Below are 16,054 nucleotides of genomic sequence, written 5' to 3'. Positions count from 1 at the left end.
TTGAAACACTTCAAAAGAATTTTTTCCTATGGGATCATTGCAGTTTGCATACTGTCAAGTTTTTTATGCACATTTGCTTTAGCCCGGTCTAGTGCTTATCTTGACGGATACAGTGCGACTATAACACCTTTAAGAGGTGGAGAGATAGCTGTTACAGTTGATGTCGCTGGTGTTGGTTCTATGGATGAGATTGGGGCCAGCAAGATTTATATCTATGAATCTACGGATGGCAAGAATTTTACACGAGTTGCAACATACAAGAGTGATGATTACCCCGAGATGCTGAAATCGAAAACAACCACATATTATGATAGTCCGGTGGTACATTCGGGCGAAGTTGGCTACTACTATTATGCCGACGTTTATTGCTATGCCGCCAAAGACGGTGGCAGTGACACAAAGCTTTATTCAACATCCGTCAAGCGGGCTATCCGCTAACACACCCTATGGACACCAATATCCGCAATAAAAGAAACGGGGTCAGGCCCAGTCAGAGCCTGACCCGTTTTTTATTGTGCCCGCCTCCGCCCCCTGCTGCCGAAGGAGGGGGTGACGCCGCCCATTTCTTACCCGTTCAAGCGCTCCACCATCTCCGCCATGGTGGGAACATCACACCTGCCGGTCCGAATGGCCTCCAAAATCACCTCGGGAGATGCTGGGACCCGGTCGATCCGCACACCGATGGCGTTGTAGATGGCGTTCAGAATGGCCGGGGTGACCGGCACAGTGGCGACTTCGGAGATGCCCTTCGCCCCATAGGGCCCGATGGGCTCCGGGTCCTCGATGAGGATCAATTCGTAGTCGGGGGTATCCTCCGCTTTGGGGAGGCCCAGATCCTTGTAGAATCGCTTAACAGGATAGCCGTCTTTGGCGGGATACCCCTCCGTCAGCGCATAGCCCTGGCCCATGGAACAGGAGCCCTCCATCTGCCCCTCTATGATGCGGGGGTTGATGGCCCTGCCCACATCGTGGGCGGCAATGATCTTCAGCACCCGGACCTTGCCGGTGGCCTTATCCACCTCCACGATAGCGGCTTGGGTGGCATATGCGTAGGCCGGGAAATTTCGATAGCGCAGGCCCTTGGCTTCAGCCCCTTCAAAATCGCCCACCGCAAAGCACTCCGGGGCCTGGAAATAATACTCGGCGCGCCGGGTTTCGCCTGGCTTCCAGGGGTCTGCCGCCAGTTCCTCCCGCAGCTTCACGCAGGCCTCATAGACCGCCCGGCCATCGCACAGCGTCTGGCGCTCGGATACGGATTCGCCGGTGGGGATCGTGATATCCGTGTCGCCGACGATGATGTCGATATCCTTCATGTCCATATCCAATGTCTCCGCCGCGATCTGGACCATAGCGGTGCGGAACCCCTGCCCCATATCAGTGCCGGAGACGATCATTTGCAGCCGGCCATCTTCCATCATGGTCAGCTTACAGGCACCGTCGTCGATGAAGATCCCCTTGCCGACGCCGGAGTTTTTAAAGCCGGAGGCCATGCCCCAGCCCAGGACCTTGGTGCCGTTGGGATACAGCCCCTCGTATTCCCGCAGGGCCTCCTTCAGCCGCTTTTCGCACTGGTCGATGGTATCATGCATCCCCATGCTGCTCTCCAGCAGCTCGCCGCCGACGGAGTAAGAGCCGGGATATACAGCGTTCCACCGCCGCAGCTCAAAGGGGTCGATGTGCAGCTTCTCCGCCATCATATCCATGGCGGTCTCAATGGAGATGGCCGCCTGATTGATGCCGTAGCCGCGGAACGCGCCGCCCTGCAGGCTGTTGTTCCGGATGCAGCGGGCGTCCACCCGGACGTTTTCTATGATATAGGGACCGCCGGACATCAGGCACCCGGTCATCAATGTGCCGTAGCTCTCGCATTGATACGGGCCTCCGTCGGAGAACATATGGCTGTCCAGGTACTGGAACTTGCCGTCCTTTGTAAAGCCGATCTCATAATCCGTGTGATACCCGTGGCGCTTGGTCGTCACGATGAGGTCCTCCTGCCGCGTCAGGGTGACCTTCACGGGTTTCTGGCAGACGTATCCAGCCACGGCGGCCGGCGCTTCCAGAAAGGAGTCGCACTTCTTTCCGAATCCGCCGCCCAGCGGCGTGGCGACCACGCGGATCCGCTCCTCCGGCATGTCCAGATTTTTCGCCAGCATGGCCCGGACCTCAAAGGGGGCCTGCGTGCAGGAATATACAGTCACCCGTCCCCCGTGGCCATACCCGATGGCGGAGACAGGCTCCATGCAGGCGTGCTCCTGGGGCTGGATCTCTTTGGAAACACGGACCCTCACCAGATCGGGATTCTGTTTCGCCGCATCCACATCCCCGCTCTCGCGGCGGGTCTGCACGATATAGCTTCCCGCTTTTACGCCTTCCGCCATGGAATAAAGTCCCGGCAGCACCTCATAGTGGATCTTTGCCAATTTGGCCGCCGCCCGGGCGTGGGCCTCCGTGTCAGCCACTACCAAAGCGATGTAATCTCCGAGAAAGCGCACCTCATCCGCGCAGAAGACCGGCTGCTCCGGCGTCCATGTGCCGATCTTGTTCAGCCCCGGCACGTCTTGATAAGTGATGACGCGAACGACGCCCGCGGCTTTTTCCGCGTCACTGTAATCCACCCGGCTGATCCTGGCATGGGGCACCGGCGCCCAGACAAAAGCGCCGTGGAGCATCTCGTCCTCTCCGAATTCGGAGGCATCGTAATCGTCGCAGAATTTTAAAGCGCCGGTGACCTTTTCAAAGCCATCCACATCCCAAGCCGGTTTTCCAACAGCCGTACCCTTGATAGGGGGAACGACCTGGTCCTTTCCGATCACGATAGAGGTCTTTTCATGACTGCGAAAATCGTCGATCCCGGCCGCCTCTCCCCGTAGGCGGGCCGCGGCCAGCTTCACCGCCTCTATGATCTTGACATAGCCGGTGCAGCGGCAGTAATTGTGCTTCAGCCCCTCATAGATCTCGTCTTCGGTTGGCTCCAGGGTTTTGGACAGCAGGACCTTCGCGGCCATGACCATACCCGGCGTGCAAAACCCGCATTGGACCGCGCCGGCATCCAGAAAGGACCGTTGGATCACAGACAGTTCGCCGTCCTGGGCTGCATGTTCAATGGTCTCCACCTGTTTGCCCGCAAGCGTTTTCATCATCGTGACGCAGGAACGCGCCAGTTTTCCGTCGATGATCACACTGCACGCGCCGCAGTGCCCGGTACCGCAGGCCTCCTTGCTGCCCTTCAGGCACTCCACATTGCGCAGATACTTCAATAAGGTTTGCCGGTCCGCATAAACGGCCGTGGTCTCCCTGCCATTCAGAATGAATGTGACCTGTCCCATTCCGAATACCTCCTATTTCTGTTTGCGCTCCTATGGTCCCGCGTGATATTGCGATGTTACTCCGCAAGGAGCGCGCTTAAAGAGACAAGGCTTGCCATTGTCATGGGGTTATGGAAATTCAGGGACTCCGCGTTGTCCCTGTTTGCTTTTAACGCACAAAGATGGAGGTCCGCGTGAACAGAGGGACAGACGGCCCGCCGCTGCTGGGACCTGCATCCTTTTGGAAAATCGGCGGAATCCACCGCCAAGGCAGGGAGATCATCCGCAAGGCGATTTTCTCCAGATGTTCAGAGCCGCGGGGAGCGGCCGCTTGAGTAGCTGCAGTATATCATATCATCTTCGTGACGGAAAGCGGTTTTCATTACATGGGGATGCATATTGGCGCTGCCGCGGAAGAGTAGGCACTGCGCCGCATAGACGAAAGGCGAGATTCGCACCCATCAGGGCGGACCCCGTTTTGCGTTGGAGAGACAGAGAACGTCTTATCTGCGCTGTTTCCTGAATATAGGCGAACAATCCGGATGGGAATTGCCGCAAATCATATCATCATGACGACCGTGAAAAGCATTTTGGAAGGCTGGTTCCGAAATGCTTTTGCGCAGGCGGCGTCCGCAAACCCGCAGCGGATCTGCACAAAGAAGCGGCGGCATGGAAGGGGATTTCCGGAAAGGCTGTTCAGTTGTTCAGCGTTAGATAGAGCAGCAGCGCATCCTTGGGGACTTTCAGATCATAACCAGTCTTTCTTTTGATGCGGTCCATTCGATACTGAAAGGTGTTGCGGTGAATAAACAGGTGCCCGGCACATTTTTGAATGTCGCCGTCCCACTCAAAATACGTCCATATCGTCTGGGTGAATTCCCTCTGTTCCTGCGGCGTACAGGCGGAAAAAATCAATTTGTTTAAGTCCTGCCGGATGGAGGGCGGTATGCTCTGAACGATAAATTCCAGGGATACCTGGTCATAAAATACCACCCGCCTGTCAGAGGATTGGGCCGCCACCGCCTGGGCGGTCTTTGCCTCCAGGTAGCAGCGCCGGATGTCCACCGGAGCCATGGAGCTGTCGCTGATGCCGGCGTTTGTCCGAAGCCCATGGTAGCTTTCGATATTTTGACAGATATCCCTGACCGTCATAAAGGCTTCATTCCGGCTGGCGCCGCACAGAAGCACAATGATCTTGCTGCGGATCACCGCGCAGAAATTGGCCGGCTGTCCCTGCATGCGGCTTCGGATCATTCCCAGGATCAGCCCGCTGCGCATCTCACTCAGCTCCTCTGTCCGGGACTTTTTTCCAGTATCAGCCTCCTCCAGCCCCAGAAGTGCTACCGCATAAGGCGCATTGATGTCCAGACCCAGCAGGCGGCCGCGGGTCTCCAACTCCCCCCAGTCAGGGGCATCAGAAAACAACCAGTTTTCCACAAAGAGGCTCTTGGCCTTTTCCAACAGCTCCTGCTGTTCCTGCCGCTGAATGCTTTCCAGCATGATTTCCGTCATCCGCTTGATGATATCGCCAAAAGCAGAGACCTCCTCCGGGTCTCCCGTGATGCCGATCACGCCCTCCAGCCTGCCGTTGATCGTGATGGGCAGGTTGATGCCCTGCTGAACGCCCTGCTCCGGGATATCGTGCCTGATGACCAGGGAGGGAAGCCCCTCCCGGATGATCCGCAGCGCCCCCTGGTGGAGCTGCCCCTGGCGGGCAGGATTGGTGCTGGCGAGGATGACACCGTCTCCGTCCATGATATTGATATCCCGGTGAATCGCTGCCTTCATCTCATTGACGATACTCTGCGCATGTTGTCTGCTGATGTATATAGCCCTCACCAACCTTGTGATTTTTACAATAATTATAGAATATTTTTTAAAATATTACAATAACCGGGCCATTACAATTTATATTGGCAAAACAAAATTTTGGGACCACAAGGAGGCCGCAACGATGAAGATGGTAATTTTGGATGGCTATACGGAAAATCCCGGCGATCTCAGTTGGGACGCTTTGCATCGGCTGGGAGACCTGACGGTCTATGACCGCACCAGTCTGACGGATGAAGCGGAAATCATCGACCGCATTGGCAGCGCCGAGATCATCCTCACAAACAAAACGCCGATCACCCGGCATATGATGGATTCCTGCCCCAGCATCAAATACATTGCGGTGCTGGCCACCGGGTACAATGTGGTGGATGTGGCCTATGCCAAGGAGAAGCATATCCCCGTGTCGAATGTCCCTGTGTACGGCACCCGCTCGGTGAGTCAATTCGCCATTGCGCTGCTGCTGGAAGTTTGCCACCGCATCGGCCATCATGACCAAACGGTTCATGCGGGGAAATGGGAGAACTGCGCGGATTGGTGTTATTGGGACTATCCCCAGATGGAACTGGCCGGAAAAACCTATGGACTCCTGGGCTGCGGCAATATTGGCATCCACACTGCCGAGATCGCCCACGCATTGGGAATGCGGGTCATCACCTATGACGCCCGCCCCACGGAGGCTGGCCGAAAGGTCGCGGAGTATGTGGATCTGGATACGCTCTTTGCGGAATCCGACATTTTGGGACTTCAGATGCCGCTTTTTCCCTTCAACACCGGCATCATCAACAAAGAGAATATCGCTAAAATGAAGGATGGCGTTATCATCATCAATAACAGCCGCGGGCAGATGGTGGTGGAGCAGGACCTGGCGGATGCGTTGAATTCCGGCAAAGTGGCGGCTGCCGGCCTGGACGTGGTATCGACGGAACCCATTCGGGGAGACAACCCGCTTCTGACCGCCAAAAATTGTATCATTACGCCGCATATGTCCTGGGGGGCAAAGGAGAGCCGCCAGCGCATCATGGACTGCACTGTGGCCAATGTCAGCGCTTTCCTTGCTGGGACCCCGCAAAATGTGGTCAATCCGTAACAGGGCAGTCCATCCGTATTTTTGACAGAAAAGACGAAAGGCGGCGATTCCATGAATCAGCTATTGCGGGAGGATGCGCGGAAGATCATCGATCAGGCGATCCGGGCGGTCCAGCCGGATGCGGCGGTCCAACGGGCGCTGGAGGGGTATGGCCTTTCCGGGCAGGTCGTGCTGGTGGCAGCGGGAAAGGCCGCGTGGCAAATGGCCCGCGCCGCTGTCTCCTGTCTGGGAAACCAGGTCAAAACCGGCGTGGTCATCACGAAATACGGCCATGTCAAGGGACCGATTCCCGGCATTTCCTGCTATGAGGGCGGACACCCGGTCCCGGATGAAAACTCTTTTCAAGGGACCGGCGCAGCCCTGGAGCTGGTTCGGACATGCACAGAGAAGGATACCGTGCTGTTCCTGCTGTCCGGCGGAGGCAGCGCGCTTTTTGAAAAACCGCTTATCCCTGGGGCTGAACTGCAAAATATAACGGAACAGCTGTTGGCCAGCGGCGCGGATATCGTGGAGATGAACACGATCCGCAAGCGGCTTTCCGCAGTGAAGGGCGGCCGCTTTGCGCAGCTGTGCGCACCGGCGCATGTCTTTTCCGTGGTGCTGAGTGATATCCTTGGCGATCCATTGGATATGATTGCCTCCGGGCCCGCCTGTCCGGACAGCTCCACCTGCCAACAGGCCTTGGGGGTTGTGGAAAAATACCGCCTCCGGCTGACGGACCGCGCACTGGAACTGCTTCGCCACGAGACCCCGAAGACGCTGAACAATGTGGAGACGCAAATTACCGGAAGCGTCCGGGAATTATGTGCAGCAGCAGCGAGCGCTTGTGAACAGCTGGGTTATAAATCATTTGTTCTGACAGACCGGCTTTGCTGCGAGGCCAGAGAAGCGGGGAGCTTTCTGGCGTCCATTGCACGGAGCCATGCAATGGATGGGAGGCAGACAGCATTTCTCGCCGGAGGGGAGACTGTGGTCCACCTGCACGGGAAGGGAAAGGGCGGCCGCAATCAGGAGCTGGCGCTTGCCGCTGCTTCCGGGATCAGCGGACTGGACAATGTGGTGATTTTTTCAGTGGGCTCGGATGGGACCGATGGGCCCACTGACGCGGCCGGCGGCATTGTGGATGGGGACACTGCGGAAAAGCTCTCCAGACAGGGGGTGCATATCCACCAGGTCCTGGAGAGCAACGACTCGTACCCTGCGCTGGCGAAAGCCGATGGACTGATCGTCACCGGCCCCACCGGCACCAATGTCAATGATGTTGCTGTTGTTCTAATTCGCCCATAGTTCTTATATGGATGTCAAAGCCGCCGTCATGTGTGAAGATGTAAGATAAAGATAGACAACATGGCGGGTTTCCATGTGACCACCTTTATCTTACACCTCCGCGAAGCGGGAGGAAAACAAGCGCATGCAGATATAAAAAGCTCCGGGCGTTTATGCCCGGAGCTTCATCTTTTATACGCGCCCCACCAGTTGGAGGCGCTTTCACATGTGTCCGCAGGAAAGCGGCTGCCGGAAACATGGATCAAATCAGAGCCAGCGCCTGATCCAGATCCGCGATCAGGTCTCCCACATCTTCGATACCGATGGACAGGCGGACCTGTCCATCGAAGATCTCCGAAGCGTAGCGCTCCTCCGGCGTCATATCGAAATGGCTCATGGAGGGAGAGTGCTGGATCAGAGAATCCACATTGCCCAGGCTGGTGGCAAGACTGAACACCTTCATATGATTCATTACCGTGCGCACAGCGTCCATCCCGCCCTTGATATCCACACTCATCATGCCGCCATAGCCGCCATGCATCTGCTTTTTGGCGATTTCGTGGGTGGGGTGGCTCTCCAGGCCGGGATAATACACGCGGTCCACTTTCGGATGGGTCTCCAGATAGCGGGCTATGGTCATGGCGTTTGAACAATGGCGCTCCATGCGGATTCCCAGGGTTTTCATTCCCTGCATCAGCTGCCAGGCCGCAAACGGATCGAGCACCGCGCCGAAGCACTGGAGATAGGGCATCCGGCAGGCATCGATGCGCGCCTTGCTGCCGGCAATGACGCCCGCTGTGACAGTGCCGTGGCCGCTGAGATACTTGGTCGCGCTGTGCACCACCAGGTCGGCCCCCAGATCCAGGGGATTTTGCAGATAGGGCGAGGCAAAGGTGCTGTCTACGATCATGGTGATGCCGGAATGGGCGTGGACGCAGTCTGCGATAGCAGCGATATCGCTGATTTTCAGCGTCGGATTGGCGGGAGTCTCCACATAAACAAGCGAGGTGTTGGGCTGGATAGCCTTCTCCACATTTTCAACATTCGTGGTATCCACCCGGGTGTAGGTAATGCCCAGCTTGGCCAGGACCTTGGTGAACAGGGCAAAGGTGCAGCCATAGATGACATCCCCGAATACCACATGGTCGCCGGCCTTCACAATACTCATCACCGCAGTGGAAATGGCACCCAGGCCGCTGGCCAGCGCCAACGCCGCTTCGGCATGCTCCAAATGGGCGATCTTTTTCTCCAGTTCGTCACAATTCGGACTGCCAAACCGTGTGTAGACAAACCCCTCATCCACATGCTGATTTAAATAGACAGCCGTGTCGAAGTCCTCCAAAACATAGGTGCTGGTCTGATAAATCGGGCTGACATGGGCCATTGCGGTGGGCTGATAGCTTCCAGTCAGTTTTGCGTGCAGCTGCTCAGCGTGTAAAATATCTGTATTGAATTTCACAATATTCACTTCCATTTCTTCAAGCATTTGCGTACAGAAAACCGCCTGCGGATCCAACCGGCTGGAAAAGACGGCAGCGGGACTTTCTGTTGTGCCTTTATGATAGCACAGGGAAATCTTGGGCTTCAACTTACAGATTATCTGAAAATACACGGCACTTATCCATACAGCTTGTATCAAGGCGGTCGGAAGGAGACGGACACTTTGTCGCAAAAACGAGTTGATTTATCATACGAACTCTCGTATGATGGAACCAGTCGGATTTGTAATTCATTTGACGGTTAAGGGGGAACGCGCACCATGTATACATTGGCTGACTTTATGAAAAGCTCTATTGTGCCTGAATTTCACCTGCTCACCCAGGAGAAAAATTTTTATGAGATCCCAATTGAGTCGGTTTCTGTGCAGGAATTACCAGTGGATAATTTTATTCAGAAGAATGAACTGGTGCTCACTACGGCTCTGGGCTGTCTGGAAGAGCCGGACCGTTTCCGCCAGCTGATCTTCGAGGTCAGCCGGGCTAAGGCGGCGGCAATGCTTCTGGCCTTCAGCGATGAGACGTATCAGGTTTCAGAGGAGCTGATCCGCTATGCGGATTCCCTCTCTCTGCCGGTATTTGTCATCCCATGGAAATACCGTTTTTCGGAGATCCAATCTGAAACGATCCGCAATATTCAAAATGAAAAGCTCAAGATCTACAGAGACATTCAAACTGCGCTGTTTAATCTTTATTTTGAATCCAAGTCATTGGACAGCGCCGCGGAACTCATTGCCGAATTGTTTTCCGTCCCAATTGCGATTGAGGACCGAAACCACCAGATACAGGGAGCAAGCCGGAATATGCGGGAGCTGCTGGCCGCGGAGCCCCCGGAGGGGCTGGAGCCATTTCACGATGCGGAGATCCTGGTGGGGCAGATTCCGGCCGGATATATCCGCACCTGCGCCGCTTCCTGCGGTTCGGGCCGCATGTTGCCGGAGGACATGGGGCAGGGAGTGCTGGAAAAATACATCTGCTTCCCCCTCTCACTGTGGTTCAACCGAAAGAATATTGAAGACATGGTCACAGTCCGGCTGAAAAACGACTTTGTTTGGAACTTGGCAAACAAGAACTACGATTCCTTTGATGAGTTTGCCCTGCAGGGGATGCGCCTGCATTTCAATTTGGATAAGGATTATACCTGTGTCATTCTAAAGGTGGTGCCTGCTGAGGATGATGCCGCCGGTGTGGAGTATTCCGGCAAGGCGGCCGAGGACGCGGCCGAGATTGAGGCGCTCCTGATCGAGACCGGCAGAGAACTGCATCTGGAGGTCATGTTTGCCGACCGCAGCCTGCAGTTCACCGTCTATGTGGAAAACCTGGGGGACAGGCCGGCGGACCTGCTGGACCAGTTCGTGGGCAGGATCGATCATCGTCTGACGGAGCGGTTCCCGATCTATCACTTTTTCTGGGGGATCAGCGAGGTGGGAACAAACCGGGAAAGCCGCTCTGATTTCAACCGCCTCTATATCAACGCCTCGCTTGCCCTGCAATATTGCCTCAACGCGAATGGGCGGCAATACCGCTTCACGTATCAGGACACCAAAGAGGCCCAGGTCATCTCCGCATTGTCCAACCATCCTGAGATCAGGGAAGCGGCGGAGGAGATCATGGCCCCCCTGATGAAAAGCAGCTCCGGCAAAGAACTGATGCACACGCTGACAGAGTATATCGCAAACAATTACAACACCAGCCTCACTGCCCGCAAACTCCATCTTCACCGCCAGTCCCTGCTTTACCGTCTGGAGAAGATCCAGCTGCTGACAGGCATGGACCTTGCACAGCATCGGGATCTGTTCCTGCTGGAGATCTACTCCCGCATTTTCTCCAATTATTGACTGGGAGCCGCCGGAGAACGCCTGCCGCAAGGTGCGGATACGGCCCTGTTCCTGCCCGGTGTATTTCGCAGGCGGAAGAAAGATGGAACCATGTTTGCGGCATGGTGGATCACCTCGGTTATCTCCCATTTTGAAATGCCTATTTGTACAACCTGTATAGTTATCTATCGTTGAATTACTTACGCTTTGTAGGTTGATTGACACGAAAACGGAATGATAAAATCACCGTAGTAGGTCAGTTTTTGTTTCAGCCAGCCTTGCAAATGGTGGGAATTATTGGAAACGCCCTGACGAGCGCCTCCTGAAATTGGCCTGTAAACGGTGAAAAAATCATATGGGAGAAAGGAGAAAGAATTATGGTGATTTACAATGCAATCAGCGCGTTTGCCGACTGGGCGTGGGGGGTTCCAATGCTGGTCTGGCTGGTCGGCGGCGGTATCGTTCTTTCCATCGCCACCGGCTTCATTCAAATCCGCAGGATCGGCTATTGCCTGAAACACACGATCGTCGACAGCCTGCGCAACAAAAAGGACAGTGAGAACATCACCGGCCTGCAGGCGGTGCTCTCGGCCCTTTCGGGCACAATTGGCACCGGAAATATTGTCGGTGTCGGCACAGCAATCGCCATGGGCGGCCCCGGCGCTGTGTTTTGGATGTGGGTGGTAGGCATCGTGGCAATGGGTATCAAATACTGCGAGGCCCTGGCGTCGGTCAAATACCGCGAACCCGCCGCGAATACCGGAGGCTACCTTTGGAATGCCGGACCGTCCATGTACCTGAAGAAGGGCGTCCCCTTCAAGACACTGGGGAAGGTTTTGGCCACGGTTTATGCGTTCACGGTTACATGGGGCCTGCTGCTCTCCGGCCCGGAGCACACATCTGCCATCACAGACGTGATGACCGCAGCGTTTGGACTGAATAAGGTCCTTGTAATCGTTGTCTGTGTTTTGATCGTCGGCATTGTGATGTTCGGCGGGATGAAGCGGTTTGTCAAGGTTTCTGAGGCGATCGTCCCCGTAATGACCATTATTTACATTGTCTTTGGCCTGCTGATCGTGGTTCTCAATATTGGGAATCTTCCGGGCGCAGTCGTCAGCATTTTTAAAAATGCCTTCACGGGGACTGCCGCTGTCGGCGGATTTGCCGGCGCCGGTATCGCGCAGGCCATCCGCTGGGGCACCGCCCGCGGCATGTATTCCAGTGACGCCGGTACCGGCATCCAGTCCATCATGCACGGGCAGGCCGACGTGGAGCATCCTGTGCAGCAGGGAATGTGGGGCGTGTTCGAGGTTTTTGTGGATACGATTGTGGTGTGCTCCTTCACGGCTTTGGTCATCCTTTCCACCGGCGTCTGGGAGTCCGGCGTGGATGGAAGCTCCCTGGCACTGATGGCCTACTCGGAGACCTTTGGTGTGGTCGGCACCGTGGTGCTGTCCTTGAGCCTGTTCCTCTTTGCAATTACCTCCGCCATTGGCATGGGCATTTTCATGGAGCGCCATGTGAGTGGCGTTTTTGGAAAGACAGCGGCAAAGGTCCTTGTGATCGTATATCTTGGCCTGATGGTCGCCGGAGGCTGGGTCGGCTTTGGCGCCGTGGTGCCGTTTACCGATATGTCCACTGCTCTGAACATTTTCATCAATATAACCGGACTGGTGCTGATGGCTGGGTCCCTGCGCGCTACGACCAAGGACTATTTTGAAAACTTTGCGGCGAAAAAATGATACGGTCTGGCAAAAAGAAAGAGGACTTTACACATGAAGATAAACGTGAAGGACGAGATTGCGGCAATATCTGAAGAAATACTGGCGATTCGGCGGGATATCCATGCGCACCCGGAGCTGGGATTCCAGGAATTCCGCACCGCGCAGCTTGTGGAGGACCAGCTGAATGGGCTGGGGCTCCGGGTCCGGCGCTGTGCAGGCACTGGCGTGATCGGGGTGCTGGAGGGCGCAAAAACCGGAAAAACCGTTATGCTGCGCGCGGAACTGGATGCGCTGCCGATCACAGAGGAAAACGATCTGCCGTTTTGCTCGCAGAATCCCGGCGTGATGCACGCCTGCGGACACGACTGCAACACGGCAATCCAGCTCGGCGTTGCAAAGATTTTGGCGGCGCACCGGGGGGAGCTGCCGGGCACTGTGGTGTTTTTGTTCCAGCCTAATGAGGAGGACTGCGGCGCGCCGCAGATGATCGAGGACGGCGCACTGCTTGATCCGCGTCCTGACGCGATTTTCAGTTCCCATGTGTGGTCACCCATTCCCACGGGGAAGATCGGGGTGGTCCCAGGCCCCCAGTGTGCCTCCAGCTACTATTTCAAAGTGACGATACACGGGCAGGATACCGCCGGGTATGCCCCGTGGCAGGGGGTCAGCCCGATCGATTGCGCCCGCCATGTGATGGACGCCATCGATACGATGCAGACGCTGGAATACAACACGCTGGATGAGCCGACGCTCATCACCGTGGGAATGATCCATGGCGGCAATTATATGATCAATATTCCAGCGGACCTGGAGATGCAGGGATCGATCCGCTGCCTGCACAACAGGGAAAAGGCGGTACATGCCCGGTTCCGTGAGATCGTTGAGGATGTGTGCAAAGCCTACCGCTGCACATGCAGCGTGGAGATCACCTGCGGCAACAATCTGCTTTCAAACGACGAGGCGCTTCACAACATTGTCTGCGGGGTGTCCCGCGAGGTTCTGGGAGGGGACAGCGTTGTAACGGCAGGCGTCCGGGAAATGGGCGGAGATGATCTTGCCGAGTTCTTCCGGACCGGGATCCCTGGGTGCTATTATCTGATCGGTATGGGCAATCCCGCGAAAGGCTCTGTCGCCGCCCACCACAACAAAAACTTCCGGGTGGATGAAGATGTACTGGATATTGCAGTGGAGCTGCAGTCCCGCGCGGTTCTCCGCTATCTGGGTGTTCAATGAGCCGGGAAAGGAGCGGTAAGAAGTGAGATCATCTTGGATTGAGATCGATTTGGATGCCCTGCGTAAGAACACAGCATTCATTATGAAAAGAATGGCGCCGGGCGCGAAACTTTTGGCGCCTCTGAAGGGGAACGCATACGGGCATGGCGCGGTCCAGTGCGCCAGGGTCTTTGCCGAAATGGGCGCCAGCTATTTTGGCGTTGCCATTCCGGAGGAGGGCGTGGAGCTGCGGGAAGCCGGCTTCAAGCAGCCGATCCTGATTTTTGGATATACCTTTGATGATTCCTATGACCTGCTGTTTGATTATGACCTGATCCCAAATGTTTTCACCATACAGCAGGCCAAGGCGCTGAACGATATGGCGGCGCGCCGAAAGAAACGCCTGACGATCCATGTCAGTGTGGACACGGGACTGCACCGCCTGGGGCTTGACCTGAACGATAGGACAGCGGCCTGCATCGCGGAGATCGCGGCCATGCCGAACCTCTATGTCGAGGGCATCTTTTCCATGTTTTCCACAGGGGATCAGTATCCGGATACCGCATATTGCTGGATGCAGTTTCATCGCTTCATGGACCTGTGCGGGGAGCTGTCGGCGGCCGGCATTCATATCCCGTACCGCCATATCTGCGACAGCGGCGCGACCCTGCTCTTTCCGGAAATGCATCTGGAAATGGTCCGCCCGGGCAGTGCGCTGTATGGCTCTTATTGCGGCGATGTGACCTTTCCGGATATTGAAGCGTATCCGGCAATGTCCGTACATTCCAGGCTGGCCTGCGTCCGGGAGATTGACCGGGGCGAGTTTGTGGGGTACAACTGCACATGGGCTGCGCAAAAACCCAGCACGGTGGGCGTTGTTCCCTGCGGCTATGTAGACGGCATTTCCAGGATCGCCTCCAATCACGGCGCCGTCCTGCTGCATGGCGTCCGCTGCCCGATCATTGGAAACATCTGCATGGACCAGCTGATGATCGACATCACCAATGTCACGGCCCCGCAAGTGGGGGATGAAGTCGTTTTGCTGGGTTCGCAGGGCGGAGAGACCATTACGCTGGACGAGGTGGGGGCCTTTGCCAACACCTCTGACACAGAATTCATCTGCCGGCAGGGCGTGCGGCTTCCGCGCTATTATATCGAAAACGGAACAAGAATTCTCTGAGGCATTCTTCGCCGGAGACCGCTGCCTCTCGGCGTGCGGCCAACTTTGAGGTTAAAAACAGGAGACGGTCTGGAATTGTTCCAGACCGTCTCCTGTTTTCACTTCGTCCACCGGCAGGAGGCGCAGAGGTGCCTTTCAAGCGTACAGCCGCCGGGTAAAGCACACCAGCCTGGCGTGCTTTTTATTGTAATTGCAGGAAATTTCAGATGTAACGCCCCCGTTTTTCAATGTTCGAAAAACGGGGGCGTTCAACTTCATAGGAATTGGATTGCAATCAGCGATTCATCAAGCAGCGGCGATGACAAAAATCAATGTGTTTCTCCATAGCCTGACGGGCCACCTCCGGAAATCCGGATTCAATGGCACGGCAGATAGACATGTGCTGGGAACTGAGGATCAGCAGGTTTTCCCGTTCGTTTTTCGCCGCTACGAATTCACAGGTCCGGACAGACAGATAACTTAGAGATTCGTGAAGAGACTGGTACATGTCGATCAGGTATTTATTTTTCGTGGAAATGACCAGATATTCATGAAACTCTTTATCCACACTTTCCCGCTCGGAAAAAGAGGGCGCAGACTTATCGTCGTTGGCGTAAGCGCTCCAAACGGTCTGAAACTCCCGAGCCAGTTTTTTCAACTTCTCGATGTTCAGCAGCGCCACATTGTTGGCGCAGATAGCGGCAGCTGTGGCCTCAATGGCTTTTCGCGCGATAAACAAATCTGACAACGACTCGTTGCTGATGTCCAACACAAAATATCTGTGGTACTTTTCCGTTTCGCAGGATTCGATCACCAGACCATTGTCCTTTAAACGCAAAACAGCAGCAAAGACCGGTGTGCGGCTGATCTGCATCATCTCCGCGATGCTGGCAATATTCAACCTGCTGCCCGGAGATATGGTGGCAGATAAAATGGCCTCAGCCAAAACATCATATACAATATCTGAGATCTTTGCAAAGGGATTCACCTTTTGCGCATTTTTGATACGGTCAGGATGAAATATCTGCTCCAACCGTTTGCTCTGTTCAGACAATAGAATTCACCTACCTTATCAATTGCCTGCCTGATCAAGAAACAAAACCGCAAGTAAAGTGCCCAAGTCGCAAAATATATCTACTACATTTAATTATGCCC

Annotated in this window: 11 protein-coding genes; 7 read left to right on the top strand and 4 right to left on the bottom strand. The window is 55.5% G+C overall.

Annotation, left to right across the window (positions count from 1 at the left end):
* Entirely contained in the window at positions 1-438 is a 438-nt protein-coding gene (locus Q0Z71_RS12815) for a hypothetical protein (RefSeq protein ID WP_298023354.1), read from the top strand.
* A gap of 128 nt (positions 439-566) precedes the next feature.
* On the opposite strand, the gene Q0Z71_RS12810 is transcribed toward Q0Z71_RS12815, so the two are convergent.
* Both Q0Z71_RS12810 and Q0Z71_RS12805 read right to left on the bottom strand, forming a co-directional pair.
* Positions 567-3,326, bottom strand: a complete 2,760-nt coding sequence (locus Q0Z71_RS12810) for a molybdopterin cofactor-binding domain-containing protein (RefSeq protein ID WP_298023351.1) — start codon at positions 3,324-3,326, stop codon at positions 567-569.
* Positions 3,327-4,001: 675 nt separating this feature from the next.
* Positions 4,002-5,144, bottom strand: coding sequence for a sugar diacid recognition domain-containing protein (locus Q0Z71_RS12805; RefSeq protein WP_298023347.1), 1,143 nt, complete (start codon positions 5,142-5,144; stop codon positions 4,002-4,004).
* Positions 5,145-5,259: 115 nt separating this feature from the next.
* Here Q0Z71_RS12805 and Q0Z71_RS12800 point away from each other — a divergent pair, with 115 nt between their 5' ends.
* Both Q0Z71_RS12800 and Q0Z71_RS12795 read left to right on the top strand, forming a co-directional pair.
* Positions 5,260-6,225 (top strand): D-2-hydroxyacid dehydrogenase, encoded by a 966-nt coding sequence (locus Q0Z71_RS12800; protein ID WP_298023344.1) that lies wholly within the window; start codon positions 5,260-5,262, stop codon positions 6,223-6,225.
* A gap of 51 nt (positions 6,226-6,276) precedes the next feature.
* On the top strand, positions 6,277-7,512 hold the full coding sequence (locus Q0Z71_RS12795) for a glycerate kinase (protein ID WP_298023341.1): 1,236 nt from the start codon (positions 6,277-6,279) through the stop codon (positions 7,510-7,512).
* Between the two features lie 241 nt (positions 7,513-7,753).
* Here the strand turns inward: Q0Z71_RS12795 and Q0Z71_RS12790 are convergent, their stop codons facing one another.
* Complete coding sequence (locus Q0Z71_RS12790) at positions 7,754-8,950, bottom strand: PLP-dependent aspartate aminotransferase family protein (protein WP_298023338.1); 1,197 nt, start codon at positions 8,948-8,950, stop codon at positions 7,754-7,756.
* A 300-nt stretch (positions 8,951-9,250) separates the two neighbouring features.
* On the opposite strand from Q0Z71_RS12790, the gene Q0Z71_RS12785 reads away from it, so the two are divergent.
* From Q0Z71_RS12785 to alr, 4 genes are all read left to right on the top strand, one after another.
* On the top strand, positions 9,251-10,825 hold the full coding sequence (locus tag Q0Z71_RS12785; protein ID WP_298023335.1) for a PucR family transcriptional regulator: 1,575 nt from the start codon (positions 9,251-9,253) through the stop codon (positions 10,823-10,825).
* Between the two features lie 356 nt (positions 10,826-11,181).
* Complete coding sequence (locus tag Q0Z71_RS12780; protein ID WP_298023332.1) at positions 11,182-12,546, top strand: sodium:alanine symporter family protein; 1,365 nt, start codon at positions 11,182-11,184, stop codon at positions 12,544-12,546.
* Between the two features lie 33 nt (positions 12,547-12,579).
* On the top strand, positions 12,580-13,761 hold the full coding sequence (locus Q0Z71_RS12775) for a M20 family metallopeptidase (RefSeq protein ID WP_298023329.1): 1,182 nt from the start codon (positions 12,580-12,582) through the stop codon (positions 13,759-13,761).
* Between the two features lie 22 nt (positions 13,762-13,783).
* Positions 13,784-14,920, top strand: coding sequence for an alanine racemase (gene alr / locus Q0Z71_RS12770; RefSeq protein ID WP_298023326.1), 1,137 nt, complete (start codon positions 13,784-13,786; stop codon positions 14,918-14,920).
* Positions 14,921-15,194: 274 nt separating this feature from the next.
* On the opposite strand, the gene Q0Z71_RS12765 is transcribed toward alr, so the two are convergent.
* Entirely contained in the window at positions 15,195-15,953 is a 759-nt protein-coding gene (locus Q0Z71_RS12765; protein WP_298023323.1) for a GntR family transcriptional regulator, read from the bottom strand.
* Between the last annotated feature and the right edge of the window lie 101 nt (positions 15,954-16,054).

Origin of the sequence: uncultured Dysosmobacter sp. (assembly GCF_947631635.1) — a bacterium.
GTDB lineage: Bacteria > Bacillota > Clostridia > Oscillospirales > Oscillospiraceae > Oscillibacter.
Note: the sequence above shows the minus strand (reverse complement) of the source record. Positions and strands in the feature narration are given on the sequence as shown.

Bases quoted from the DNA above. Each gene is read 5' to 3' on its own strand.
- Q0Z71_RS12810 (WP_298023351.1), bottom strand. From the start codon at position 3,326: ATGGGACAGGTCACATTCATTCTGAATGGCAGGGAGACCACGGCCGTT.
- Q0Z71_RS12800 (WP_298023344.1), top strand. From the start codon at position 5,260: ATGAAGATGGTAATTTTGGATGGCTATACGGAAAATCCCGGCGATCTC.
- Q0Z71_RS12785 (WP_298023335.1), top strand. From the start codon at position 9,251: ATGTATACATTGGCTGACTTTATGAAAAGCTCTATTGTGCCTGAATTT.
- Q0Z71_RS12775 (WP_298023329.1), top strand. From the start codon at position 12,580: ATGAAGATAAACGTGAAGGACGAGATTGCGGCAATATCTGAAGAAATA.
- Q0Z71_RS12795 (WP_298023341.1), top strand. From the start codon at position 6,277: ATGAATCAGCTATTGCGGGAGGATGCGCGGAAGATCATCGATCAGGCG.
- Q0Z71_RS12780 (WP_298023332.1), top strand. From the start codon at position 11,182: ATGGTGATTTACAATGCAATCAGCGCGTTTGCCGACTGGGCGTGGGGG.